21 protein-coding genes and 1 pseudogene are annotated in these 25,668 nt (G+C 40.8%); 9 read left to right on the plus strand and 13 right to left on the minus strand.

Features of this window, described 5'->3' with window-relative positions:
- Positions 1–32 precede the first annotated feature (32 nt).
- The 6 genes from hypD to L6494_RS04260 all read right to left on the minus strand — a co-directional run bounded on the left by hypD (position 33) and on the right by L6494_RS04260 (position 6,769).
- The gene (gene hypD / locus L6494_RS04235) at positions 33–1,184 is read right to left on the minus strand and encodes a hydrogenase formation protein HypD (protein WP_237991594.1); all 1,152 of its coding nucleotides are present in this window, start codon (positions 1,182–1,184) and stop codon (positions 33–35) included.
- Positions 1,185–1,204: 20 nt separating this feature from the next.
- Positions 1,205–1,465 (minus strand): HypC/HybG/HupF family hydrogenase formation chaperone, encoded by a 261-nt coding sequence (locus L6494_RS04240; protein WP_237991595.1) that lies wholly within the window; start codon positions 1,463–1,465, stop codon positions 1,205–1,207.
- Between the two features lie 77 nt (positions 1,466–1,542).
- Entirely contained in the window at positions 1,543–3,927 is a 2,385-nt protein-coding gene (hypF, locus tag L6494_RS04245; protein ID WP_237991596.1) for a carbamoyltransferase HypF, read from the minus strand.
- 56 nt (positions 3,928–3,983) lie between these two features.
- Positions 3,984–5,126: a hypothetical protein gene (locus L6494_RS04250; protein ID WP_237991597.1), complete on the minus strand. Its 1,143-nt coding sequence runs from the start codon at positions 5,124–5,126 to the stop codon at positions 3,984–3,986.
- Between the two features lie 214 nt (positions 5,127–5,340).
- Entirely contained in the window at positions 5,341–6,315 is a 975-nt protein-coding gene (locus tag L6494_RS04255) for a hypothetical protein (RefSeq protein WP_237991598.1), read from the minus strand.
- Positions 6,316–6,550: 235 nt separating this feature from the next.
- On the minus strand, positions 6,551–6,769 hold the full coding sequence (locus L6494_RS04260) for a hypothetical protein (RefSeq protein ID WP_237991599.1): 219 nt from the start codon (positions 6,767–6,769) through the stop codon (positions 6,551–6,553).
- A gap of 286 nt (positions 6,770–7,055) precedes the next feature.
- Here L6494_RS04260 and uvsE point away from each other — a divergent pair, with 286 nt between their 5' ends.
- From uvsE to L6494_RS04280, 4 genes are all read left to right on the plus strand, one after another.
- Positions 7,056–8,003 carry a UV DNA damage repair endonuclease UvsE gene (gene uvsE, locus L6494_RS04265; RefSeq protein ID WP_237995795.1) on the plus strand — a complete coding sequence of 316 codons (948 nt, stop codon included), beginning with the start codon at positions 7,056–7,058 and terminating at the stop codon, positions 8,001–8,003.
- Positions 8,004–8,060: 57 nt separating this feature from the next.
- On the plus strand, positions 8,061–9,653 hold the full coding sequence (locus tag L6494_RS04270) for an Hsp70 family protein (protein WP_237991600.1): 1,593 nt from the start codon (positions 8,061–8,063) through the stop codon (positions 9,651–9,653).
- 87 nt (positions 9,654–9,740) lie between these two features.
- The gene (locus L6494_RS04275) at positions 9,741–10,931 is read left to right on the plus strand and encodes a hypothetical protein (protein WP_237991601.1); all 1,191 of its coding nucleotides are present in this window, start codon (positions 9,741–9,743) and stop codon (positions 10,929–10,931) included.
- 8 nt (positions 10,932–10,939) lie between these two features.
- On the plus strand, positions 10,940–12,004 hold the full coding sequence (locus L6494_RS04280) for a hypothetical protein (RefSeq protein WP_237991602.1): 1,065 nt from the start codon (positions 10,940–10,942) through the stop codon (positions 12,002–12,004).
- On the opposite strand, the gene L6494_RS04285 is transcribed toward L6494_RS04280, so the two are convergent.
- The 6 genes and pseudogenes from L6494_RS04285 to L6494_RS04310 all read right to left on the minus strand — a co-directional run bounded on the left by L6494_RS04285 (position 12,001) and on the right by L6494_RS04310 (position 17,870).
- Complete coding sequence (locus L6494_RS04285) at positions 12,001–12,831, minus strand: zinc-dependent peptidase (protein ID WP_237991603.1); 831 nt, start codon at positions 12,829–12,831, stop codon at positions 12,001–12,003. The genes L6494_RS04280 and L6494_RS04285 overlap by 4 nt on opposite strands.
- A gap of 123 nt (positions 12,832–12,954) precedes the next feature.
- Complete coding sequence (locus tag L6494_RS04290; protein WP_237991604.1) at positions 12,955–14,349, minus strand: TldD/PmbA family protein; 1,395 nt, start codon at positions 14,347–14,349, stop codon at positions 12,955–12,957.
- Between the two features lie 136 nt (positions 14,350–14,485).
- A complete protein-coding gene (locus L6494_RS04295; protein ID WP_237991605.1) occupies positions 14,486–14,896 on the minus strand; it encodes a hypothetical protein in 411 nt (136 codons plus the stop codon).
- 41 nt (positions 14,897–14,937) lie between these two features.
- Positions 14,938–15,771: pseudogene (locus L6494_RS04300) on the minus strand (FAD-binding domain-containing protein).
- A gap of 210 nt (positions 15,772–15,981) precedes the next feature.
- Complete coding sequence (locus L6494_RS04305) at positions 15,982–16,764, minus strand: RDD family protein (RefSeq protein WP_237991606.1); 783 nt, start codon at positions 16,762–16,764, stop codon at positions 15,982–15,984.
- A 140-nt stretch (positions 16,765–16,904) separates the two neighbouring features.
- Entirely contained in the window at positions 16,905–17,870 is a 966-nt protein-coding gene (locus L6494_RS04310) for a DUF975 domain-containing protein (protein ID WP_237991607.1), read from the minus strand.
- 81 nt (positions 17,871–17,951) lie between these two features.
- On the opposite strand from L6494_RS04310, the gene L6494_RS04315 reads away from it, so the two are divergent.
- From L6494_RS04315 to L6494_RS04335, 5 genes are all read left to right on the plus strand, one after another.
- Positions 17,952–18,917, plus strand: coding sequence for a stage II sporulation protein M (locus L6494_RS04315; protein WP_237991608.1), 966 nt, complete (start codon positions 17,952–17,954; stop codon positions 18,915–18,917).
- Between the two features lie 244 nt (positions 18,918–19,161).
- Positions 19,162–19,629 carry an Hsp20/alpha crystallin family protein gene (locus L6494_RS04320; RefSeq protein ID WP_237991609.1) on the plus strand — a complete coding sequence of 156 codons (468 nt, stop codon included), beginning with the start codon at positions 19,162–19,164 and terminating at the stop codon, positions 19,627–19,629.
- A gap of 219 nt (positions 19,630–19,848) precedes the next feature.
- Complete coding sequence (gene dnaK, locus L6494_RS04325; protein WP_237991610.1) at positions 19,849–21,738, plus strand: molecular chaperone DnaK; 1,890 nt, start codon at positions 19,849–19,851, stop codon at positions 21,736–21,738.
- A 656-nt stretch (positions 21,739–22,394) separates the two neighbouring features.
- Positions 22,395–22,640 (plus strand): hypothetical protein, encoded by a 246-nt coding sequence (locus L6494_RS04330; RefSeq protein WP_237991611.1) that lies wholly within the window; start codon positions 22,395–22,397, stop codon positions 22,638–22,640.
- An 11-nt stretch (positions 22,641–22,651) separates the two neighbouring features.
- Positions 22,652–23,656 (plus strand): hypothetical protein, encoded by a 1,005-nt coding sequence (locus L6494_RS04335; protein WP_237991612.1) that lies wholly within the window; start codon positions 22,652–22,654, stop codon positions 23,654–23,656.
- Positions 23,657–23,895: 239 nt separating this feature from the next.
- On the opposite strand, the gene glpK is transcribed toward L6494_RS04335, so the two are convergent.
- Positions 23,896–25,401, minus strand: coding sequence for a glycerol kinase GlpK (gene glpK, locus L6494_RS04340; RefSeq protein WP_237995796.1), 1,506 nt, complete (start codon positions 25,399–25,401; stop codon positions 23,896–23,898).
- Between the last annotated feature and the right edge of the window lie 267 nt (positions 25,402–25,668).

A 25,668-nucleotide genomic window follows, 5' to 3' on the forward strand; every position in this document is an offset into this window, starting at 1 on the left:
TTGTGTGACGTTTATCGCCACTTTTGTGGAGGTTATGAAGAGATAGTCACTTTTGGCTTTTCGACTGCTTTATTTTGCATTACAGTCGAGAATCTGCCATATTTATAGTATGCTGCACACGCGCCTTCGGAAGAAACCATACAAGTCCCAATGGGTGTTTCGGGAGTGCAAGCTGTACCAAATACTTTACACTCCCAAGGTTTTAGGACTCCTTTCAGAATTTCTCCGCATTGACAGGCTTTATGGTCGGCAACTTTTTGGTTAGGAAGAGTGAATTTTAATTCAGCATCAAATTGGGCATATTCTGGACGAATTTTTAAGCCGGAATATGGGATTTCATTTAAGCCTCGCCATTCAAAAGTTTCGCGGACTGCAAAAACTTGATTCATGGCTTTTAATGCTATTTGATTACCTGCTTTTTGTACTAGTCTGTTATATTGATTTTCGACTTCACAGCGATTTTCTACTATCTGCTGTAATAGCATCCAAATTGATTGGAGAATATCTAACGGTTCAAAGCCGGAAATAACTATGGGTTTATGATATTTTTGGGCTATAAATTCATAAGGGTCAGTGCCAATTACCATGCTGACATGACCAGGCCCGACAAATCCATCTAGTTGTAAATCGGGGTTATCTAATAATGCTTGTAAGGCGGGAATCACGAGGACGTGATTACTAAACATACTGAAGTTTTGAATGTTTTCTTCAGCTGCTTGGAGAATAGTAAAAGCTGCACTGGGGGCGGTGGTTTCAAAGCCTAAGGCGAAGAAAACAATTTCTTTACCGGGGTTGTTTTTGGCAATTTGCAGGCTATCTAGGGGGGAGTAAACCATGCGAATGTCTGCGCCTTGGGCTTTGGCTTGCAGGAGGCTATGTTTAGAGCCGGGGACGCGCATGGTGTCGCCAAATGTGGTTAAAATGACATTGGGGTTTTGGGAAATAGCGATCGCATCATCTAATCTCCCTTTGGGCATGACGCAAACTGGACAACCAGGCCCGTGAATTAGTTCAACATTATTTGGTAAGATTTCTTCGATGCCGTATTTAAAAATAGAATGGGTATGCCCGCCGCATACTTCCATAATTTTGATGTGTTTGTCTAGTTTGTAACTTAGGTTCTCGATTTCACGCCGTAAGGCTGCGGCTTTTTCTGGTTCTCTAAATTCGTCTACGTATTTCATGGGTTGGGGACTGGGGGATATTAGTTACTCATTTCTGCTTGGAGTGTGGCAATTTCTTGGAGAATTTTTAAGGTTTCGGCTGCTTCTTGTTCGTTGATTCTGTTCATGGCGAAACCTACGTGAACTAATACCCAATCTCCTACGCATGATTCGGGGGGATGTTGTTCGTCAATGATGCAGGCGATGTTAATTTGACGTTTTACTCCAGCGACGTTGACTATGGCTAGTTTTTGGTTAATGTCGGTGATTTCTGTGATTTGTCCGGGGATTCCTAAACACATTTTTATGTTCCTTGATGATGCGGAATGAGGAATTTTTTCACGCAAAGGCGCAAAGGCGCAAAGGGTATGATTTAATATTAGTGAGTTTTTATTAAGTTGGCGGCTGCAATTATTGCTTGTCCTAGGGATAAATTACCGTCGTTTGTAGGGACTAGGCTGTGGGTTAGTAGGTTGATTTTTAATTCTTTTAACTGTTTGGTTACTAACTGTAATAAAATGGTGTTCTGAAATACTCCTCCTGTGAGGATGACTTGATTAATGAGGTTTTCTTGTCGCAGATGTTTCACCATCTCTACAACGACGTTAGCTAAACTTTTGTGAAATTTTGCAGCAATGACTTGTTGAGGAGTTTGCTGCTTGAGGTCGTTGAGCAGGAATTGCCACATGGGACGGGGGTCTATACAATAAATACTATCGGAAAAGACAAAATTAAAGGGATAGATTGCCTTTTCTTCATGATTATTTAAGGTGGGTAGATCAACTATAGCTTCCATTGCGATCGCAGCTTGTCCTTCATAGCTACATTCTTCTGGACAAATCCCGATAGCCGCCGCTACAGCATCAAATAGCCGTCCTACTGAGGAAGCTAAGGGGGCGTTAATGCTTTTTTCTACAAGCTGATTCAACAGTTTTATGGGCTTTTGATTTAAAAATTGTAATATTTCTAAATCAGTATATTCTTGTTGGCAATCTTCCCAAAGATTAGCTGCGAGTAAATGGGCGTAGGTATTACGCCAAGGCTGATAAATTGCTTGTTCGCCGCCAATCATTGCGACTGGTTTGAATGTGGCGAGGCGTTTAAACTGGCGATAGTCTGCTAAGATAAATTCTCCTCCCCAGAGTGTACCATCTACTCCATAACCCAAACCGTCAAAGGCAATACCTAAAACTGGGGATGTATCTAAGGGAATGCCATTTTCTGCCATGCAAGCGGCGATATGGGCGTGATGGTGTTGAATGGAATAAAGTTGGAGATGGTTAGCTGTGGCGAGTTCTCTACCAAGTTTACTAGATAGATATTCAGGGTGTAAATCAACTGCGATCGCTTGTGGTTGATGTGCAAATAAATTTAAATATAAACTGAGGGTATCTTGGTAAGTACCAAAGGCTGCTGCATTTTCTAAATCTCCTAAATGTTGAGAAAGAATTGCTTCGCCTTCTCGTAAGAGACAAAAGGTATTTTTTAACTCGCTACCCATTGCTAAAATTTGGGGTATATTGTCAAATCCCGGTGGTAATTTTAGCGGTGCTGGTGCATAACCTCTAGCGCGGCGAATTGTTTGTAATTTATCGTCTACAACTCGCACAACTGAATCATCTAGTCTGTTCACAATCTCCCGATTATGTAAGAGAAAATAATCAGCAATGTGAGCTAATTTCTCTCTAGCTTCACCGTTATCTATACATTGTGGTTCATCGGCAAGATTACCACTGGTTAACACAATGGGGCGATTCATCCGCCGCAAAATTAAATGATGTAAAGGCGTATAAGGTAGCATGAAACCAAGTGTATTCTGCCCTGGTGCTACTGAAGGGGCGATAGATTGCTGAGTGTGTTCTTTAATTTTGACTTGATTTGTTCCCAACCCCTTTTTTTGCAACAAGACAATAGGCGCAGCCGGACTTGTTAATAACTCCCGTTCCCTATCGTTAACAATGCAATATTCTTCAATAATTTGAATATCCCGCGCCATTAAAGCGAAAGGTTTATCATAGCGTTTTTTACGCTGACGTAATTTCTGTACAGCCGCCTCTTGTGTCGCATCACAAGCGAGATGAATACCGCCTATACTTTTAATAGCGACAATTTCACCCTTTTGCAACAATGTACAAACCGCATCCACATCATCCAACATAGAAAACATGGAAGCAGTCACGGGTTTACCATCAGCTCGTTCTAGCCAAGCTTGTGGGCCACATACATGACAGGCTACAGGTTGGGCGTGAAAGCGGCGATTTTCCACATCGTGGTATGAGTTTTCACATTCGGGACACATGACAAACGCAGACATACTGGTGTTGCATCTGTCATAAGGGATGGCGCGAATAATACTCAAACGGGGGCCGCAATAAGTACAATTCGTAAAAGGATAACGGTAAAAGCGGCTAAAGGGGTCAAAAATTTCTTGCTGACATTGAGGACAGGTAGCAGCATCCGGGGCGATTTCGGTTCTAGATACACCGCTAACACTATCAGTAATGACAAAATCATCAAAGTGCAACTCACCTTGATAGGAAGTTCTCACAAGTTCCGTAATTTTTCCTAATGGGGGACATTCCTGCTGTAATCTGGTGACAAATTCTGTTAAAGCTGCTGCACTACCAGCTACCCGAATTAACACACCTTCCGCATCATTACAAACATCCCCCCGCAAACCGCAGGCTTTAGCCAAACGATAGACAGTAGGGCGAAATCCTACCCCTTGTACAGTACCGCGAACTCTAATTTCTTCCCTTCTCATATCCCTAAACGGCTTTCCTCTCCGTGTTCTCAGTGTCTCTGTGGTTCAATCGCTTCCTAAAAATCCCAAAGCAAAATCCGATTATTTCCCGAATCAGAGATTATCGCCGTCTTCCCACAAATTTTTACTCCATAACACCAATTTAAGCTGTGGCGTGTCGGCATTCCAAAGTTACGATTTTCACTTTTACTTTGAAAAGTATCTTGTCCAGCAATCCCATCTGCAACTACACCCGGCAATGATAATATTGACTCTGGCTGCTTCCATCCTAACAACCGAGAATTAGCAGTATCTGCCACTAACAACCATTCCCCAGTTGCTGCTACCCCATAAGGCATACTCAAACTACTAGCACTAGGGAAATAAACCCCCTGGTTTATCTCCACAACATCAAAATTTTTCTGTCCTAAAACCACCGCACAAGGGGCATTATTTTCTGTTGGTATCCCCTGCCAAATCATCACTCGATTATTACCCGCATCGGTGACAACTAAATTATCATTCCAAATAGCAATATCATGACACCAGCGCATACTCGCCGCCGTGGGAGAAGCCCCGCCATTTTCATTACGAAATGTCATATCTGGCTGTCCCAGAACTATATCAGCAGGCTGACCATTTTCTGTAGGTAATTGTTGCCAAATTAATAATCTTCGATTACCTGTATCCGCTACAAATAACTTACCTTGATGATATAAAATACCATAAGGCCAGTGCATAGTATTAGCCGCAGCTTGTTGACTACCCCGATTAGATTCGTTATCAATAAAATTAGCTTGCCCTAATACTAAATCGGCTGGAACATTGCTATCTTCCGGTAACTTATGCCAAATTAAAACCCGATGATTCCAAGCATCAGCTACCGCTAAACCTTCCCCACACACACAAATCCCTGTCGGTACGCTAACAGTATTTCTGCCTGGTGTACCTTTAGCATTTTGTCCCTCATGGTAAAAGTCTGGTTGTCCAATTACCCAATCAGCCGGTTGATTATCTCTTGTGGGTAAATTTCGCCATCCTAATAACCGATGATGTCCTGTATCTGATACCCATAATGACCCTGTTTCAGATACCAAACAAGCACTACGGGGGCCAAACATTGTACTAGGAGTTGGTGCTAAGGGAGTCACTAATAATTCTGGGTTGAGAACATCACCTAAAATTACCTTTGCGCCTGGAGATAAAAAGTTATTAGTCATTGGTATTGGGCATAGAGAATTTGAATTTTCCCCCTGCTACTGGTTTTCTAGATTAGACCTCTTGCATAAATATTTTTTTGTTTCGCGCATTCGCCTTTGGCGTTCCCGTTCGCGTTAGCGTCTCCGAAGGAGAAGGGTAGGCGCATTCGCGGAGCGTCCCGCAGGGAAGGCGCAAAGAAGGACGCTATAATCATGATTTTTGCAAGAGGTATATTTATATACTTACCCTAATTTCTGCTGCCACATCTTGCAAAGCTTGGGCGACTGCTGCCGCTTGTTCTATTTGTTGATGTTGGCTGAATATTTCCCAAGCTTCTTGATAGTAATTACGGGCTTGTAAAAGATTTTTGGGATTACCTAACTCTGGTTTTTCTGGGTCATCAGGTAAGTTAAATAAGGCGTTAGCTTTATTTGCGATTGTGTTAGCGTACTCTAAAGGTGTATCTTGAGCATTACGCACCTTTAACGCTTCATTATAAGCTGCGATCGCCTGTAAATTATTCTCTACAGGGTGGGAACTTGGTAAATATTGCAACGCATTACCCAAGTTGTTTTGCAACATCGCATATTCCTTGGGGTGGTTAATTAAGTTAATCTGTTGCAATGCTGCCTCAAAAGTCTGTACTGCCAAGCCTTCACACAGATTTTTCTGTTCCGCACCTCCAGACATCGAAAGGTATGCGATCGCAATATTATTAGACAAAATAGCGTATTCTTGAGGATAATCCTGACTAGTAAACACCCGCATCGCCTCATGGTAAGCAGCAATACTGTCTGTTATCTTGGCCAAACTAAAAGGAACTAAAGACTGTAACACCAGCCCCAAATTCATCTGTGCTTCTGCCACTTCTGCCGGTGCAGCTAATTGCTGTAAAACAGGTAACGCCTCCTCATAACCTGTCTTCGCCTGTACCAATAATTCCGCCCCCACATCGGGAATCGACCTTAACGCCCCCGCCATCCCCGCTTGAGAACGGGCTTTCCAGAGAGGATAATCTGCATCACAAATTTTCTTCGCCTGTTGATATAACTCAACCGCATTCCATAAATCCTGGGCAGTTTTGGGTTTTTTTTGTAAACCTTGTGCTAATTCAATCAGCATCTGAATTTTTTCTTGTGTCGTTGCTGATTCCGATGCAATGGCTGCAAGTGCAGCTTTAACTGTTGAATCTGTAATGCTGGGTATCATCTAAGGTTAATTCTGTTCAGTGAAAGAGGAAAAGGTCGATACGCTTAGATGCAAACAGCTAATTAATCTCAAAATTCTGACTGTTTATTGCCCTGAATACCGTGAAAAGAGGAATTGCCTGTATTTTAACTCTCTATTTCTCAGAATAATGAGGCGATTTTAACAAAAGCTGCTTGGGGCATAGGGCATTGCCAACTCTTTTCCATACCCAATGCCCTTTCAAATCTAATTAAAATCAAACCCTAGATGTCGGCTTCAAAAATAGCCATGCCACAAAAAATGTAGCTGCTGTAAATAGTTGCGTCAAATCCAATGCAGATAGATAGCCATCAGCAAAGGATGCAATACTGCGGTCAGTTATGCCAAATACCCAAGAGGAAAGGCCGAACAGCCAAATGCCATTCTTGAGATTACCTAAGAATTCTTGAGAATCTGACTGTGGCTGGTCTTTCATACTCCTGTACTCCTTTGCTAGAAAATTCACTGGTTTCTAAAAAATACTTGCTATCTTGAATTGTTTGAACTCCCAACCCTGGATTTATACTTATACTTAATATTAATAAATATTTCATAGACTTGACAGAACTACCAAAAGATACATATGCAAATCTTGACATTCTTCCTTTGGTTCTGTTTACTTCACACTGTCAAAATCCAGACAAAATCAAGCTTGAGATACTCCACACTGACAAGATAAATTCAGTTAAATAATAAAGATGATAAAAGTAACAGATAAATCAATGGCTGCAACCCAGTTAAATAATTTGCCTAACACAGCAAAGTTAAACAAAAACGCTACGCCAGAATTAGGACTGGTTTGTATTACTGCGGATAAAAAAGTTCGCTTTCGGACAATGACACGCACACGCTACCTAAAACTCTCCCTAACTCAGCGTGAAACTGCGTTGAAAGAAATTTATCAACATAACTTGCAACGGTTGCATGATGCCCTTTCCTTTTGTGAAGAGAACAAGATTCGCCTATATCGAATGACTTCAGCCTTGTTTCCCCTCAATGATATGGAAGACCAAATTGGGGCAAATATTTTAGAAGCAATGAGTGCTGATTTAGAGAAAATCGGTCAAAAAGCCCAATCCTTGCACATCAGAATGGTACTACACCCAGATCAATATGTAGTGCTGAGTTCTGATTCTCCCGAAATAGTCCAAAACAGCATCAAAATCTTAGCGAGACACGCCCAAACCCTAGATTTATTAGGCTTACCTCCTTCACCTTGGTCATTGATGAATATTCATGGTGGCAAATCCCAACGTAGCGAACAACTAATCAAAGTCATCTCCGAATTACCAGCCAACATCAAAAACCGTTTAACACTAGAAAACGATGAATACGCCTACAGTGCCGACGAAATTTTAGCAGTATGCCAACAAGCTAACATCCCAATGGTATTTGATGCCCATCATCATATTTGCCACGAAAAACTAGACAGTTACAATCATCCCAGCGTAGAAGCCATGTTTTACGCAGCCAGAGAAACCTGGACACAACCAGACTGGCAACTAGTCCATATTTCCAACGGTGAACAAGCATTCAACGACAGAAAACACAGCGATTTAATCACCGCCATGCCCAACATATACCACCAAGCCCCCTGGATAGAAATCGAAGCCAAAAAAAAAGAAGCAGCAATTTCACATTTGCGCTCATGGTGGCTTATGGGACAATAGTTTCAACCTCAAACACCCTTTGCGTCTTTGCGCCTTTGCGCGAAACAAATTTAGACTATGGCGATCGCAATCGATTTTGGTACAAGTAACACAGTCATCGCTCGTTGGAATCCCGTCACCCAACAGCCCGAAACCCTTACCATCCCAGGCTTATCAATTCAACAAAGCCTCAACCCCCCATTAATTCCCAGCCTAGTGTACGTTGAAGATGCCAACCAAGGTAAAATCATAGTAGGGCAACAAGTACGCGATCGCGGTCTTGACCTCAAAAGCGACACCAGATTTTTCCGCAGCTTCAAACGGGGAATCGGTTCAGATATCCAAGGCTTCCTCCCAGAACTAGACGGACAAACCATCACCTTTGAACAAGTAGGACAATGGTTTCTCACCCAAATAATTCAACAACTAGCACCCCAAGAAGGCGGCTTAGATTCCCTAGTCCTAACAGTCCCCGTAGATAGCTTTGAAGCCTATCGCTATTGGCTAGGTAAAGTTTGCCAAGCCCTCCCCGTCGAACAAGTGCGGATGCTAGACGAACCCACAGCCGCCGCTTTAGGCTATGGTTTAGCCGAAGAAGAAAACCTCTTAGTCATTGATTTTGGTGGCGGGACATTAGATTTATCCCTCGTCCAATTAAATAAAAGTAGCCAAGCCAACACCAAACCCGTAGGCTTTTTACTCAAATGGGGTAATAAATCCTTAGCGGAAGACTCCAAACAAAAAGTCAAAACCGCCCGTGTTTTAGCTAAAGCTGGGCAGAATTTAGGCGGTACAGATATTGATAATTGGTTAGTAGATTATTTTGCCAAAACCCAAGGATTAGCCGTCAGTCCCCTTACCATGCGACTAGCGGAGAAAGTCAAAATTCAGCTATCCAGCCAAAACCAAGCCAGCGAAGTGTATTTTAATGATGAAACCTTTGAAAGCTACGAACTAGAATTAAACCGCGACACCCTGGAAAATATCCTCAAAGAACACGCCTTTTTTGAGCAATTAGATGAGTCAATGACCAATCTATTGCAGCAAGCACGCCGCCAAGGAATTGAACTCTCGGATATTAACGCCGTGTTGTTAGTGGGTGGGACTGTACAATTACCAGCAGTGCAGACATGGGTTAGGCAATATTTTGCACCAGAAAAAATTCGTTCCGAACGTCCCTTTGAAGCGATCGCCCAAGGCGCATTACAACTATCCCAAGGCGTAGAAATTAAAGATTTTCTTTACCATAGTTATGGTGTACGGTATTGGGATCGTCGTAACCAACGCCATAGTTGGCATCCCATTATTAAAGCCGGACAAGGCTACCCCATGAGTCAGCCTGTAGAATTATTCTTAGGTGCTTCCCTAGAGAATCAACCCAGCATAGAGTTAATTATTGGTGAACTTGGCGCAGAAACCGGGGGTACAGAAGTGTATTTTGATGGCGATCGCCTAATTACACGCCGTCTTGATAGTGGTGTCACCAGCGTCAAACCCTTGAATGAGCAAGCAAAAACCATTGCTCAACTCACACCGCCTGGTTTTCCGGGGAGCGATCGCATTAAGATTATGTTTCAAGTTGATCAGCAAAGGTTTTTAAGAATCACCGTTGAGGATTTATTAACCAATGAAACGCTATTAGAAAATCAACTTGTAGCCCAATTGAGTTGAAAACTGATAGAACATCAAATTATATTGGGTTAATAAATGCCAGTTAAGATAAAAAATAAATACCAAATTTTGTGAGAGGCAGTAATTATGGAGAAAATAAGGAAAGAAGATATAGATATTTTAAACGATACCAGGGTAAATTGTTACTCTGTTATGACGCATTTAACAGTGAGTCAATATCTACATTTAGTTGATAGTGCATTTCATAAAAGAGGAGGTTTAGAAGGACAGAGAGAAACCCTAAAATCTACTACTGCTCGACGAATTCGTAAAAGAATGGTTCAAGATATAGAATTAGGTGCTGTACTACCACCTATAGTTTTAGGTGTTATTGTTGATCCAGATACTTTTCAAAAGATAGATACAAATAATATTAATAAAAAGGATTTAATGGATTTAATCCAAAATAATCAACAAGATAATATATCAATTATTGATGGTATGCAAAGAACCAGTGCTTTACGGGAAGCTTTAGAGAATAATCAGAATATCGAACAACATGAAATACGTATAGAATACTGGATTGCATCACAAATCAATAGTCTTACTTATCGTATGTTAGTCCTTAATACGGGACAAGTCCCTTGGAATATTAGAAGACAAATAGAAATAGTCTTCAAAACAATAATTAAAGAAATCAGACAAAAATATCCTGATATAGAAATCATGGATATAAACGATGAACGAAGACGCTCAAATCCAGGTCAATTTCAAGCAGATAATATCATTGAGCTATATCTGGTATTTGGTGCTAGAAAAGAAAAGATAGATGTTCAGGAGAGATTAGCAGATGAATTTACAAGGCAAGATTTTATTGAATCGACCTCAAATCCTAATTTCACTGAAATATTCTATGAAGTTATAAATTACTTAACTAGATTCGATAAGCTTTTTTCTATGTATAAAGACAGTACGATTGAAGGATATTTCAAGGAAGGGAAAGACTTATTTAGTAGTCAACCTGCTTGTGTTGGGTTTGTAACTGCAATTGCATTAGCTGTATTAGGTAGACCAGGATTAGACTATACACCAGAAACACAAAATCAAAAATGGAATGATATAAAAAATAATGCTAATACACTATTGAAAAAATTAGAAAAATTAAACAATCAAAATTTGGGAGATTTTTTAGATTTTAATACTTTGAATGAACTGATTCGGAAAAAACCAGGTAAATCTAGTTATTTTGAAAGGGAATTTTTTCTACAGTCCTTTAAAGTCTTAGTTGAAGAAAATTTCAGTATTGAAAGTATGACTCCTTGCTGGAGGTCTTACTGATTGAGATTATGTCCAGAAAGATGATAGACGCTAACCAATATATATTTGATGTGTTAGCTAATTTCGTTCAAGAAAGTAACCAAGGAATTTATATTCCTCCTAATAAACGTTGTATAGAAACTGATCAGGAAGAAAAAGAATGGTTACAAAAATTAAAGATTATTAAAATCAAACAGATATTACCTGATTTTAAAACATCTTCTTTTGGATTTGATAATATTAATTATTTTGCGGTGAGTGGCTGGACTAATTCATCAGAGATTAAATACGAAAACCTTGATTTGATTGAGTTAAATGCTGGTATAGTCACAGCCTTAATTTTTGAATTCAAACTAACTGTAGGAAAAAATATAGATGCTTATACTATTGCAGAGCAAGTTTTTTATGAATCTGACGAAGAAATTATAAAATATCAGTATACTCAAATATTAAAATTTTTCGCCCCTTTATCAGTATATAGAATTAGCAATAACTTTCCATTAACTAATATCATTGATTCTGATATTGCAAAGTTATCAGGATTTTTCATTATTAAAAATCCGCAAATACAATTTTTGAAATTCTCTCGCGAAACAAAAGAATATTTCGAGCGTATTTTTCTCGAAGGTGCGAATAGTATACCTTATGATAATTTACTCTTTAGCTTAGTAGCTGTTTATTGGAGATATTCTTTTCTTGATATATACAGATGTATAGAAAGATTATTTCCTATTTTCTTTCTAGAAGAACTTCATAATAAATTGCAAATAAAAACTAGTTTACTAGATTTTTCAAGCAATATTGAAAAATATATTGGCTGGAAACCAAAAGAGAGCGATGCCATTAATTATTTAATGGATAAATCACCAGAAGATGCAATTGCTATTTTTAAAGAAATAAAAAAATTTATAGATGGAAATGAAGAAGGCAAAAGTGGGGATATTGTTTATAAAATTCGTAATTCTATTGTACATTTCAGACCCGTAAATGAATATGTTGATCTAGATGATAAACAGTGGGATAATATGATATTAGCTTGTTTATATGTCATTGAATATTGGTATGCTAAGTATGATACGCAAATAAATAGCTAGATGTAAATCCATTTTACTGGGTTTAGTTGGTAGTAATTTTTCAGTAGCTCATAAAGTGCTGGATGTAGTTGCAATAATTGCTGTGGCTTTTCAAAGAAAGTCTCGGTTGACACCGCAAAAAATTCTGCGGGATTTGTTGCACCATAACTATCAATGACAGTCTCAACACCTTGCTGCACATCATGACAAAGTTGTTGATATTCTAACGTCATCACCCTAGACCAAATCCCATAATCTGACTGACGTGGCAAAATTGGGACACCCTCAGCTTTACCATCTTCTTGATCTAACTGATGAGCAAATTCATGCAGTACAACATTATGTCCATCACTCCAGTTTTGAGTATCGCCTTGTACCTGTTGCCAAGATAAAATTAATTGGTCTTTAGTCCATGATTCGCCTAATCTGGCATCACGTCTTTCTTCAATAATATAATTATCAATAGCGACAGTTTGATTAACAAAATACGTACTAGGATAAATCAAAATTGAACGCAATTTAGGAAAGTATTCACCGCGCTCATTGAGTAGTAGTAAACAAGCAACAGCAGCGATAGTTAATTTCATCTCTTCCGTTACCTGCAATCCTCCACAACCAATGAATTCTTTTTCTGCTAAAAATACTTGTATATGTCCCTGAAGTCTTCGGCGTTCAGCCGGAGAAAGACGCAGATAAATAGGTAGATTATTTTCAACTACCGCATTCCACAAACCAGGAAACAAAAGCTTTTGCATACGGCTTCTGCGTTTTCTCCTCAAAATAGGACTGAGAAAAATGACAGCAATAATCAGCCCAATAAGAAGAAAAATAATAATTGCGTTAACCATTGCTTGTTAGTGCTTATTAATATCTCTAGAAATCCAAAATTATTGTTGAAATCCCCCTAGAAACTATATTTAAACCTTGGTGGGCTTTGCCCACCATAAATTACTTTAATTACGAATTACGAATTAAATATCTCCCCCCACTACTACATCTCGAATTCGCAGACTAGGGCCGCCACAACCCACAGGTAAACCATTTTGCCCACCTTTACCACAACCGCCAGATTCATCCCAATAAAAATCATCTCCAATAGCTTCAATATCTGCCAAAGTTTGAAAAACATTACCTGAAAGCGTCACATCTTTTACTGGTTCAGCAATCTCACCATTTCTAATCATCCACGCTTCCCCCGCACTAAAAGTGAACATTTCCCCGTTTGTCATTCCACCCAGCCAATTACGGGCGTATACTCCTTCTTTAATACCAGTAAATAAATCTGCAACTGGGGTTTTACCCCGTTCAATCCAAGTATTAGTCATGCGGACAATCGGATTATAGTGATAATTGAGACAGCGCGCGTTACCTGTTGGGCTTTCCTCTAACTTACCTGCGGTTTCACGGGAATGTAAACGACCAACTAAAATACCATCTTTAATCAGTTGGGTTGTCGTGGCTGGTGTTCCTTCATCATCATAAAAATAGCTACCGCGATGACCTTCTGGGGCTGCACCATCAAAAATTTGTAGTTCTTCCGGGCCAAATTGCCGTCCGATGGTCATGACTTCCAGTAAATCGGGGTTTTCGTAAGCCATATCCGCTTCCGAAAGATGCCCAAAAGCTTCGTGAACAAACAAGCCAGTGAGAATAGGGTCAATCACTACAGTGTAGGTATTCCCCTTGACTGGCGGTAAAGATAAGGCAGCAACAGCCCTTTGTGACGCACTTTTTACCTGTTCATCCAAATTCATTAAATCTTCGTAAGCTTTGCGAGAACCTGTAGTTTCCCTGCCAGTTTGAACAGTTTCACCATTTCTGGCGGTGGCTGCAAAGCGCATTTCCATGTCTACCCAAGATTGATTGATGAGAGTACCTTCTGAGGTAGCAAGAATAATTTTATGAGAACTATCGCTATAACGAACCGAGGTAGTAGTGATGCGATAATCTTCAGCTTTTAATAGTTCAGTATAGCGATCGCACAACTCCTTTTTCTGCGCCAGGGTTACTTGTCGCGGATTTTTACCCGTCAAAGGTAGACTGCATATTGCTTGCACCGGGTCAATAGGAGCAAGTAAAGTTTCTTCATCACCCACCATCCGTGCAGATGCTACTGCTTCTTCAATGCGTTCCTTAATAGTAGACAGCTGATTAAAACTGCTCAAACCCCAGCCACCTTTATAACAAGCGCGGATATGTCCACCGCTAGAGATTCCTTCACTGAGGGTTTCCACCTTGTCGCCACGCAACAAGATATCTGTCCCCTCTGATTCCTCTAGGCGAATCATCAAATAATCTACACGCGATGAGTAGCGGGTGATGAGGTCAGAAAGTAAATTTTGTGCGTCAGCAAGTGTAGTCAGCATTTCTTGGTAGTCACCAGACAAACTGCATTTATTCTGCAATTATTTCGGTAATCTCAGCTAGTACAGCACGGTGTTCCCTTCGCGGTAGCGTCTCTAAAGAGAAGGAAAGGTAGAGAAGAGTGAACAGCACTCAGCACTAAAAAACATACTTTTCTGCTACCTTCCAATAGCGGGAGAATCGCTTGAGGTCAATATGTCCATCGTAATCAAAGAATGGTTCGACCTCAAACACTTCTAAGTTTAAAGTACGCTCAATTTCATCGCAGATATAACTAAACCGAGGACTAGGGCTATTACTTGTCGCTACTAACTCAGCGTTATGTTCTTTAGCAAAAGCTAAAACTTCTTGCGCCACATTACCGCGACGAATTTCTACAGGTAACTCTAGCAAGCATTCATAAATAAAAGTCAGCCGTTTGAGACTGAGTTGCCATTCCTCTATCAAGGCATCATCCCAAACCCAAATAGCCGGCGCATCTGGGTATGCTTGTAAGGCAGGGTTATGAGGACTTAAACAGTCACCATGTATCCAAATAATTTTAGTCATTTTTATTTTTCTCCTGTCACCTGTCACCTGTCCCCTGTCACCTACTTCTTTCCCTTTTGCCAACTTTGACTGTTGGGTTTTTTAATAAATTCTCCTTTGGGAAAAAGACGCTGTTCTAATTCTTAATAGCTACCTTCAAAATCACAATGACCGTAAAGGGGACATTGTTGACAATAAACGCTTTTGGTGTAACGTTCTAAGTTTTCACGGTTGAAAAAATAAGGTTTATGACTGAAGGTGCTGGCTACCCACTGCCAGGACATATTATTACTAGCAGGATCACCATCTAATAAGTGTTCTAGAAACCATTTTGCACCTGCTTGCCAACGAATCCGCCGCCAATGGACAACGTAAGCAGCTAACCACATCCGCATATGGTTATGTAAGTAGCCAGTCTCTCGCAATTCCTGGCTGAAGTTGTCGATGCAAACTAAGCCTGTACTACCCTCTTTGATATCTTGGGGTAAATCTGCTGCGTATTCTGCTAGGGTGTAGCCGGTTTTGTATTCTTCTTGGTCTTGCCAGATGTTATTTCCTAACTTGACATATAATCTTTGCCAGTAATCCCGCCAACCTAACTCATTAATTAGTTTGGTTGCATCATCAGGGTTTTGGACGTTATCAAGTACATAATCACGAATTTCTCGCAGACTCAAAACACCATAACGAATGTAGGGCGAAAGTCTGGTTACGTCACCTGTTAAAAAATTACGTGTCTTGGCGTAGGATACAGGGTTGATTTTTTGCAAGGCTGTTTCAGCTGCTTTTCTTCCTCCCAAAGTGTTGCTAACATGATAATCACGTTCTGCGGCTTGGGGGAATTGTTCACCCAGATAGGCTATTAATTCATCTCGACTGGCAAATTCACGCAGCATAAGTTATTTCTTGACAACATTTAAAGTCTGAAAAGACAGGTTTTTTGACCAAAGAAAAAAAGGGTACAAGCCCCTAAATAAATTTAGGGAGAAGAAAAAATTCAAACAAGATTAATTCAAGCCCCCAGATTTATCAGTGGGGTATTTAATTTTGAATTTTGAATTTTGAATTTTGAATTCGGAGCAAAGCGACGTGACTTCACGGCGGTACTAGCCCCAATCCTGATTCTGAGACCCTAAATAAACGGCTTCTAAAATAATATCTGAGTGAATGGTTGCTGGTAAATTTTCTATATTCAAAATCTCTTGAACTTGTTGGGATAACTTCAAAGATAACGCACTTCTAGCCTTGGCTGACATAGCACTACGTCGCTGTAAATATTCCCGAATTACCGCAAAATCATCAGGTAATAATCTGGATAAATCAGTAATTTGAATTAACTCCTGATATAACGATTTAGCCTGTTCAGAAATGATGATATTCGCTGATGTGGTTGGTGTCCCGGCTTGAATTACAATTGTGCCGGCGGCTAAATCACCAAGACGCTTTTCTTGGCGACTAAACATAATAAGAAAAGCTCCTATAAATAGGAACTCATCAAATGGACGCAGTAGAGCGCGTAAACTTGCTTGCTGTATCCCAATTGGTCTACCATTATCACGAACTACCCGAATTTGTGCGGCTTTTTTACCAGGAGTTTGACCTTGCCATAGAGTTTCAAAAAATACAAAATAACCAGCGTAAATGACAAAGCTGACGATGAATGTAATGGCTATCAACCACTGACTAAATGTAGAACCAAAAACTTGTTGCCAAAAATCTGATAATTGACCAGCAATAATCACCCAGGCGATTAAGAAAGTTGTCAAAATCGTGGCTAATACCAAATAGTCGATTAGCAACGCCCAAGCACGATTACCGATACCTGCAAGGGTAAATTCTAATTCTACACTTTCTGGTGTGCGGTATTTAACACGGTTAAACAGGTGCATAATTTCAATTACCCAAATTTGGCCGTTAAAAGCGAGGTTTTAGCACATTACAAATTACAAATTACGTAGCTTGCTTCCGCGTAGCGTCTTGTAGAGAACCGGAACGGAGTCTATTACGAATTACGAATTATTTTTGGTGGTTAAAATTCCCGTTCCCGTAATTTTAGCCCTAACCCTTCCCGGCGACTCCGCAAGTCATAGTAAATCACAGCTTTAATTGACTGCCAAAATGGTAAAAAGGCTGCATTTAATAAGTATGCTAAAACAAATGTGACTAAATAAACTGCGGCTATAGAGTAAACAGCATTTACTGAACCACTGATAGCATCTTGGATGGATTGTAATAATATGGGTTGGGTGACGCTTTGGGTAATGATCTGAAAAACTAATTGGATGGGAAATGTAATTAACAAGGCTACAAATAATATTACAACAATCCGCCAAGTATTATTTTGAGTTAATTCCCAACTGCGTCCAACTGTGGTAACTGCATCAAGGTTATTTTCTATTCCTATCAACACATCAGCAATCAAAAACCTAGCAGAAAACCAGACAACAGCAGTTAAGATGACCAAATATACCAGGATAGTCAGCAGTATCGTAGCTATATTCGGTTCTGTTACTCCCAATGCAAATTGAAATAATCCTAGGACAATTGCCCCAAATATAAAAAGCATGACAAAGATAGCCAAAAAAATCACAAATAATAAGAGTGCATTGAAGACAAATGTCCATAACTTAGGATTTACTTGACTGCGAGCTATACTAACAGTTTCTGGTTGATTCACTAATTCGCCAAATGCTAACCTGGAAATAACTGAAGTGTTAACTAATGCTTTACCCAAACCATACAAGTAAGCAATTATTCCCACTACTACTAAAACTACCCAAATCCCAGGGGCATTATTATTAAAGCGAACATTCCAAAAACCTACTAAACCAGCACCGATAAAAAACAATAATGGTAAGAACAACCATAAAGATGCAATTAAAGCTACGAAAAAGTAATCCTTGAGATGAGAGCGATATAATCTCATTCCAGCACTCACCACATTGCCCACAGTCAGTGGTTGCATGGGACTAGGAGAACCAATATTTCCAGCCATAAAGTTGAGCTTTCCTTAAAATTACGGGTATGAATTTGAAGCTATCTTAAGGTACGTTAGAAGCTAATATGCCCAAAATTTATGAATATTCAACGTTGGATTGCACGAAGAGAACCAAATTGGCAGCGTTTGGATGCTTTACTGAGACAGTTAGAACACAAAGGGTTAAAATCCCTCAACGCTGGGGAGATTAGAGAAGTAGCAAGTTTATACCGTTCCGTGGCGGCTGATTTGGCACGCGCCCGCACTCAACAGGTGGGCAATATTTTGATTCATAATTTACAATCCTTGACCACCCGCGCCTACACGCAAATTTACCAAGGTTCTCGTCGGCAGGAATGGCAAGCCGTATGGGACTTTTATCTTTGGGGGTTTCCCGCCGTCATCCAACAAACGTTTCTCTATATCGCCACAGCGACGGCTTTGTTTTTTGTGGGATTACTGGTGGGTTGGTGGTATGCGTGGCAAGACCCGACCTTTATGTCCTTGATTGTGCCAGAAAGCTTAATTTCGCAAGTCCGAGATAAAGGTGAATTGTGGATGGGGTCAATTGTTGGTGTTGAACCTTTAGCATCTAGCGGCATCATGATTAATAATATCAAGGTGTCCTTTGCTGCGGTGGCTGGAGGGATGACAGCCGGGGCGTTCACGACCTATATCATGGTATTTAATGGGTTATTAATTGGTGCGATCGCCACCCTAGTCAGTCAAAATAATTTAGCTTATCCTTTTTGGGCTTTTGTCTTTCCCCACGGTGCTTTAGAGTTACCAGCTATCTTTTTCGCCGGTGGGGCTGGTTTATTATTAGCAAAAGCAATTTTATTTCCTGGTAAATATCGCCCGAGAGATGCCTTAAAATTTTATGGCTCTCAAGCAGTACAGTTAGTATTTGGCATTGTGCCAATGTTAGTAATTGCGGGGATTATCGAGGGTTTTATCTCTCCTAATCCTATAATTCCAGACCCATTAAAGTATCTACTTGGTTTAGGATTATTCATAATTTTAGTCATATACTGTAACCGCAAACTTACATCAGCCAATAGTTAGATTTATTAATTTTGAATTGTACATTTTGAATTTTGAATTTTTTCTGTACGGTTATTGCGATCGCCACTGTTCATTAAACCGAACCTACGTCTATTTCACCGTGTTCTATTGTGTTAGTGAGGAAGCTTAAGACAAAGCTTTTGGAAATTAAAGATTCAACTAAAAATATATTGCTGCGCTTTCAGCTATAAAGCTTTAAATTAGGCTGCCTACATCTAAATAGTACATTTTTAGAGGTGATATTATGGCACTTGTTCGTTGGGAACCTTTCCGGGATATCGAACGCCTAGAACCATTCCGAGAAATTGATACCTTGCAACGGCAAATGAATCGCCTGATTGAAAGGTTAATACCCACCGATGGCGGCGAAAGAACGGGATTTACATTTATGCCTGCTGCTGAAATTGAAGAAAAAGATGATGCAATTCATCTCAAATTAGAAGTACCTGGTCTAGAATCCAAAGATATTAATGTAGAAGCTACACCAGACTCAATTTTAATTAGCGGTGAACGCAAATCTGAAACCAAAACTGAAGAAGGTGGTATGACTCGTTCTGAATTTCGGTACGGTAGATTTCAAAGAGAAATACCTTTACCCTGTCAAATTCAAAACGACAAAGTACAAGCTGAATACAAAAACGGCATTCTCCGGCTAAATCTGCCAAAAGCAGAATCCGAAAGACAAAAAGTTGTGAAAGTTAATCTCGGATAAGAGTGAGTGCTGAGTGATGAGTGCTGAGTGTAGTCCAGTAGGGTGTGTTATGCCGTAGGCTAACGCATTAGCCTATATTTTCGGTGCGTTAGGACTAAAGTCAATAACGCACCCTACTTAATAATACCCCACACCCCCACACCCCTACACCCCTACACCCCTACACCCCTACACCCCTACACCCCTACACCCCTACACCCCTAAAGAGAGGTAATTCTTATGGCGAAAGTAGTTGGTATTGATTTAGGGACAACAAACTCGTGCGTTGCTGTTATGGAAGGGGGACAACCAGCCGTCATTGCCAATGCAGAGGGACAAAGGATTACGCCCTCTGTTGTTGCATATACCAAAACTGGTGAACGTTTGGTGGGTCAAATTGCCCGACGGCAAGCTGTGATGAACCCAGAAAACACCTTTTATTCTGTCAAACGCTTCATTGGGCGCAAATTTGATGAAATTACCCATGAAGCCACAGAGGTTTCTTATCGAGTCATGCGCGACAGTCAACAGAATGTCAAATTAGACTGTCCCGCCGTAGGTAAACAATTTGCTCCTGAAGAAATTTCTGCCCAAGTCTTGCGGAAACTGGTAGATGATGCCAGCAAATATCTAGGTGAAAAAGTTACCCAAGCTGTAATTACAGTCCCGGCTTATTTTAATGACTCCCAACGCCAGGCTACCAAAGATGCCGGGAAAATAGCTGGTATAGAAGTTCTCCGCATCATTAACGAACCAACAGCCGCCGCCCTGGCCTATGGTTTGGATAAGAAGGAAAATGAAACTATTTTAGTATTTGACCTGGGTGGTGGAACTTTTGATGTTTCTATCTTGGAAGTAGGCGATGGTGTGTTTGAAGTCAAATCCACTAGTGGCGACACCCATTTAGGCGGTGACGACTTCGATAAAAAGATTGTTGATTGGCTAGCTAATGAATTCCAAGCTAATGAAGGCGTAGACTTGCGTAAAGACAAGCAAGCACTGCAAAGATTAACAGAAGCAGCCGAAAAAGCCAAAATTGAACTTTCTAGTGCGACTCAAACTAATATCAATCTCCCCTTCATCACCGCCACCCAAGCAGGGCCGAAACACCTAGACATGACCCTAACACGAGCTAAATTTGAGGAGATGTGTGCAGATTTGTTTGACCGTTGCCGCAAACCAGTACAACAAGCATTGCAAGATGCCAGACTCTCCCATGCTCAACTTGATGAAATTGTACTAGTTGGTGGTTCGACTCGCATTCCTGCGGTGCAAGCATTAGTCCGCCAGATAACTGGGAAAGATCCATGTCAAGGAGTTAACCCAGATGAAGTAGTAGCAGTTGGTGCAGCTATTCAAGCGGGTGTGCTATCAGGTGAAGTCAAAGATATCTTACTCTTGGATGTAACACCGTTGTCTTTGGGTGTAGAAACTTTAGGCGGTGTGATGACTAAGATTATTGAACGTAACACCACTATCCCGGTAAAAAAATCCGAAGTCTTTTCTACCGCCGTTGATGGGCAAACAAATGTAGAAATTCATGTCCTCCAAGGTGAACGAGAATTAGCTCAAAATAACAAGAGTTTGGGTAATTTCCGTTTAGATGGTATTCCTCCAGCACCGAGGGGTGTGCCGCAAGTTGAAGTAACCTTTGATATTGATGCCAATGGGATTCTCTCAGTAACAGCGAAAGACCGGGCGACCAACAAACAGCAGTCAATTTCGATCACAGGTGCTTCAACCTTAGATAAACGCGATGTGGAACAAATGGTGCGGGATGCAGAAGCCCACGCCGCCGAAGACCACAAACGCCGCGAACAAATAGACACCAAGAACTTAGCCGACTCTTTGGTCTATCAAGCAGAAAAACAACTGCGAGATTTGGGAGATAAAGTTAGTGCTAGCGACAAGAGTCGAGTTGAAGGGCTAGTAAGTGATTTACGAGCGGCGATTAACCAAGATAATTTCGATCGCATTAAATCTCTAACTAATGAGTTGCAACAAGCCCTCATGCAAGTCGGTAGTGCTGTTTACGCCCAAGCCGCAGGAACAACTCCGGGCGGTACACAGGGCGAACAAAGAGGCGACGGTGAAGATGTGATTGATGCTGACTTTGTAGAGAGTAAATAGTGATGGCTGAGTTTTGTTAAGGAGATATGAAGGCGCAAGCGATCGTCGTTTGTGCCTTTTAAACTAAAAGCCTTGATATAAAAAACTTTTGACTTGTGACTTCTACCTAGCGTTACTAGGGTTGATTTTACTGAGATCATTATTAATAATTGATGATATTTTTAAACCTGCCCCTACTTAACAAGGGTTCTTCTGGACTCCCCAATCCCTACCTAATTAAGTAATTTTAAAAATTAAAGCAGATTACTACATAGACTTTTTATACACTAATATTCACCAACTCTTTCCATTAGAGAATCTGGCTCTTAGAATGGAAAGGTGATTTTTAATTACATCCTTCATTGGGCATAAAACTTTATAACAAAAAGTACAATGTGGACACTAAAGTTACTTTGTCATAAATCTTTGTGAAAAAAAAATTTTGTGCCTAATCTTCCAAAAAATATGGCAGTAAATAGTACCTATATGTTGATAATGAACTATATGCTAATAAGACAACCAATTGATTGTTCCCGGTTTCTACTATGCCAACTGTGCATCTAATGTTTTACTCAAAATTGCTGATTTAAATCAAGCTGATAACTAAACACACACGGATCTCAGTTTATTTGCTTGAATAGCTATATTGATAGAATTGGAATTCAACGTTTTTGATTATGACCACTAAGCTAATTAATGTTAGGGAATATACTGTCAAAGCCCATCAAAGACTGATTCACACTCGCGTTTTTAATTTCGTCTGTAAAGAGTGTAACGAAGCTACACAACGCGAGACGTTTGGCCCCCGTCCTTTATATTGTGAGAGATGTCGCCCACCGCAAGCACCGAAAAAGTCTCAGCAGCCATCTCACAAGGCTAAACCTCGACCAATGTCTTATAAAAGTGATACCGATTTGGGTTGATGTGAAACTACATGATAAATACTCAATTGCATTTAGAACCCCCCCCTCAAGACTTTCTCTCTCCGTTGTTAGAACTACGAGACTACTATGCTCACCTTGTAGAAGAGTACGAAACTTTGTATACACAGGCGCGATCGCAACTTGATCATGTACAAGCTTTGTTATCTACTTGGTCTTCAGATCCAGATACAAACGGCCAAGTTGCAACTCTCGAAGCTAGACAAGAAGCATCCACCACATCCCAGGATCAGTCTTTATTATCTTTGTCTGATAGTGTTTCCCCTACTGCTATTAAATCAGTAGAGTCTAAGCAAGCTGACATCCAAAGCTCAGATCGTTTAGAAATCAAGGAATCTGCTGCTACGTTTGTAGATAATAAAGAGCCTCCAGTTATCAAGATATCAGCAGAAAGCATTAAGGGAATTGACTTTCCCATGCTACCTGAGTATCAATCTATGAGTCGGATGGAAGCTATTTCCAAACTATTGCAAGAACATCTTGGTTCTGTCTGTCATATAGATTTTGTTGTGCGATCGCTCTATGGTGAGTTAGATCCACACATCTTTAAGGTAGTTAAAGGTAGAGTCCAGTCTTCTCTTACCCAAGGTAGAGAAAGACAGGCGTGGTTTGGTATACCTGACGAGCCTGGTTGTTATACCTTAGACTTAAGTTTGGTAACTTCTAATCGCACTCATACTTACTCTCGCAATACTAAAAGTAGGAAGAAGCCACCTTTAGTAATGCCGAAGAGTAAAATTGTTCCTATGTTGAAAGCCTATGAAGGTCAATTTTTAATTGATGCTCTAACCTCTTTCTTTCGACATAATCCAGGAAAAGTTTTTAGTGTGGCGGAAGTCATTACAGGACTTTATGGAGACATCGATGCTGATGATCACAGAGAAGTCAAAAGCAAGGTATTAAATGAATTATCACGCGGTTATCGCATAGGTAGATTCGACAGAATACCGAAAAAAGTTGGTTTTTATACCTTGGATTTGGAGTTGGCTGGAAATTAGGGATTGGAGATTGGGGACTGGGGACTAAAAAAATTATTCTTTGTCTCCCAATACGGTTCGGATAAGATAATTTCTCAAAATAATAACGCCTGTAGAGACGTTGCATTGCCACATCTCTACCCACCCATAACATTATTATCCTTGTCCACCTTCCCCTATCCCCTGTCCCCTGTCCCCTGTCCCCTGTCCCCTGTCCCCTGTCCCCTGTCCCCTGTCCCCTGTCACCTGTCACCTACTCCCTACTCTTCCCACTCTAAAGTGCGTTTAACGGCTTTTTGCCAAGTAACAAAGTTAGCTGTGGCTTGATGTCTTCCTTCCCCTGGCTCAAATATGCGGTCAATTTTTCGCTGCTTTACCAGTTCTGCATAACTATCCCAAAATCCTACAGCTAAACCGGCGGCAAAGGATGCACCTTGGACTGTGGTATCACGCATGGTGGGACGTTCTACAGGAATCCCTAACACATCTGCTTGAAACTGCATCAGGAAATTATTCTCGCAAGCACCACCATCTACAATTAAACGCTGCATGGGATGACTACTAAAGGCGTTGATTGCTTGTACTACTTCTAGCACTTGGTACGCGATCGCCTCCAACACTGCGCGGACTAAATGCTGGGGTTGGACGCTGGCGGTAATGCCAAAAAATGCTCCTCTGGCGGTCATGTCCCAGTGGGGTGCGCCTAGTCCACTAAAAGCCGGGACAAAATAGACTCCGCCGTTATCTGATACTTGAGCCGCCATCGTCTCAGTGTCCGCCGCAGTGTTAATCAACTTGATGCCATCACGCAACCATTGGATACAAGCACCACTAGTAAACATACTACCTTCTAGGGCATAGCCTACATTTAAGTTATGACTTGAATTTGCTTGTGTCCATGCCACTGTAGAAATCAGTTGATTGTGCGATCGCACAATTTTCTCGCCAGTGTGAGCAACTAAAAAACTACCAGTTCCATAAGTACATTTCATCAAACCGGGGCGATCGCAGCCATGACCAAATAAAGCGGCTTGCTGATCACCTAAAATAGCAGTGATGGGGATAGCCGCACCGAGTAATTCAGCATCAGTCACGCCAAATTCGCCTAAACTCGGTTGAATTTTGGGCAAAATATGAGCCGGAATCTGGAAAATATCTAATAATTTCTCATCCCACGCGCAGGTTTTGAGATTCATCAACATTGTTCGGCTAGCGTTGCTGTGGTCAGTAGCGTGAACTTTTCCAGCAGTAAGATTCCATAGCACCCAAGTATCAATAGTACCTGCCAGGACATTATGCAAGTCAACGCCTGTAAGATTATCTAAGAGCCATCTAAGTTTAGTCGCTGAGAAATAAGCATCTATGACTAAACCAGTGCGATCGTATATTTCCTGAGCATAACCTTGCTCTTGTAATTGATTACACAGGGGAGCAGTGCGGCGGTCTTGCCAAACAATAGCTTTATGGAGTGGTTTACCTGTCGTTTTATCCCAGAGTAAGCAGGTTTCCCGTTGTACAGTCAGACCAATGGCTGCAATTTCCGACGACGCGATTTGAGATTTAGCGATCGCAGTTTTAATCACCCAGCAAGTATCCCGCCAAATTTCTTCAGCGTCATGTTCCAACCAACCCGGCTGGGGATAATATTGTGTCAGTTCTTTATATGCCTGTCCGACAATTTTACCTTCGGCGTTAAAAATAAAAGCGCGGTTTCCTGTTGTACCCAAATCCAACGCCAAAATATAGCCGGATGATGTGTGACTCAAATTCACAGTAATACCTAATTATTACGAATTAACCGAACACTAGGACTTTAAGCTACCCTTGATCATTTTGGCGGCGTGAATACCAGAAATATAGCTTTTCCTAATCACATGAGGTATATCATAGCCCCCTCCTTGCTTGCGGGGAGGGGGTTGGGGGTGGGGTTCTTGTACCTCACTAAAGCGAGAACCGCTATATCAACAAAAATAGCAAGGGTACGTTATACCGTACCCTCACTAAAGTTGTCATAAATTAACGTAATTGGACAA

This window comes from Nostoc sp. UHCC 0870 (genome assembly GCF_022063185.1).
In the GTDB taxonomy this organism is placed as follows: Bacteria; Cyanobacteriota; Cyanobacteriia; order Cyanobacteriales; family Nostocaceae; genus Trichormus.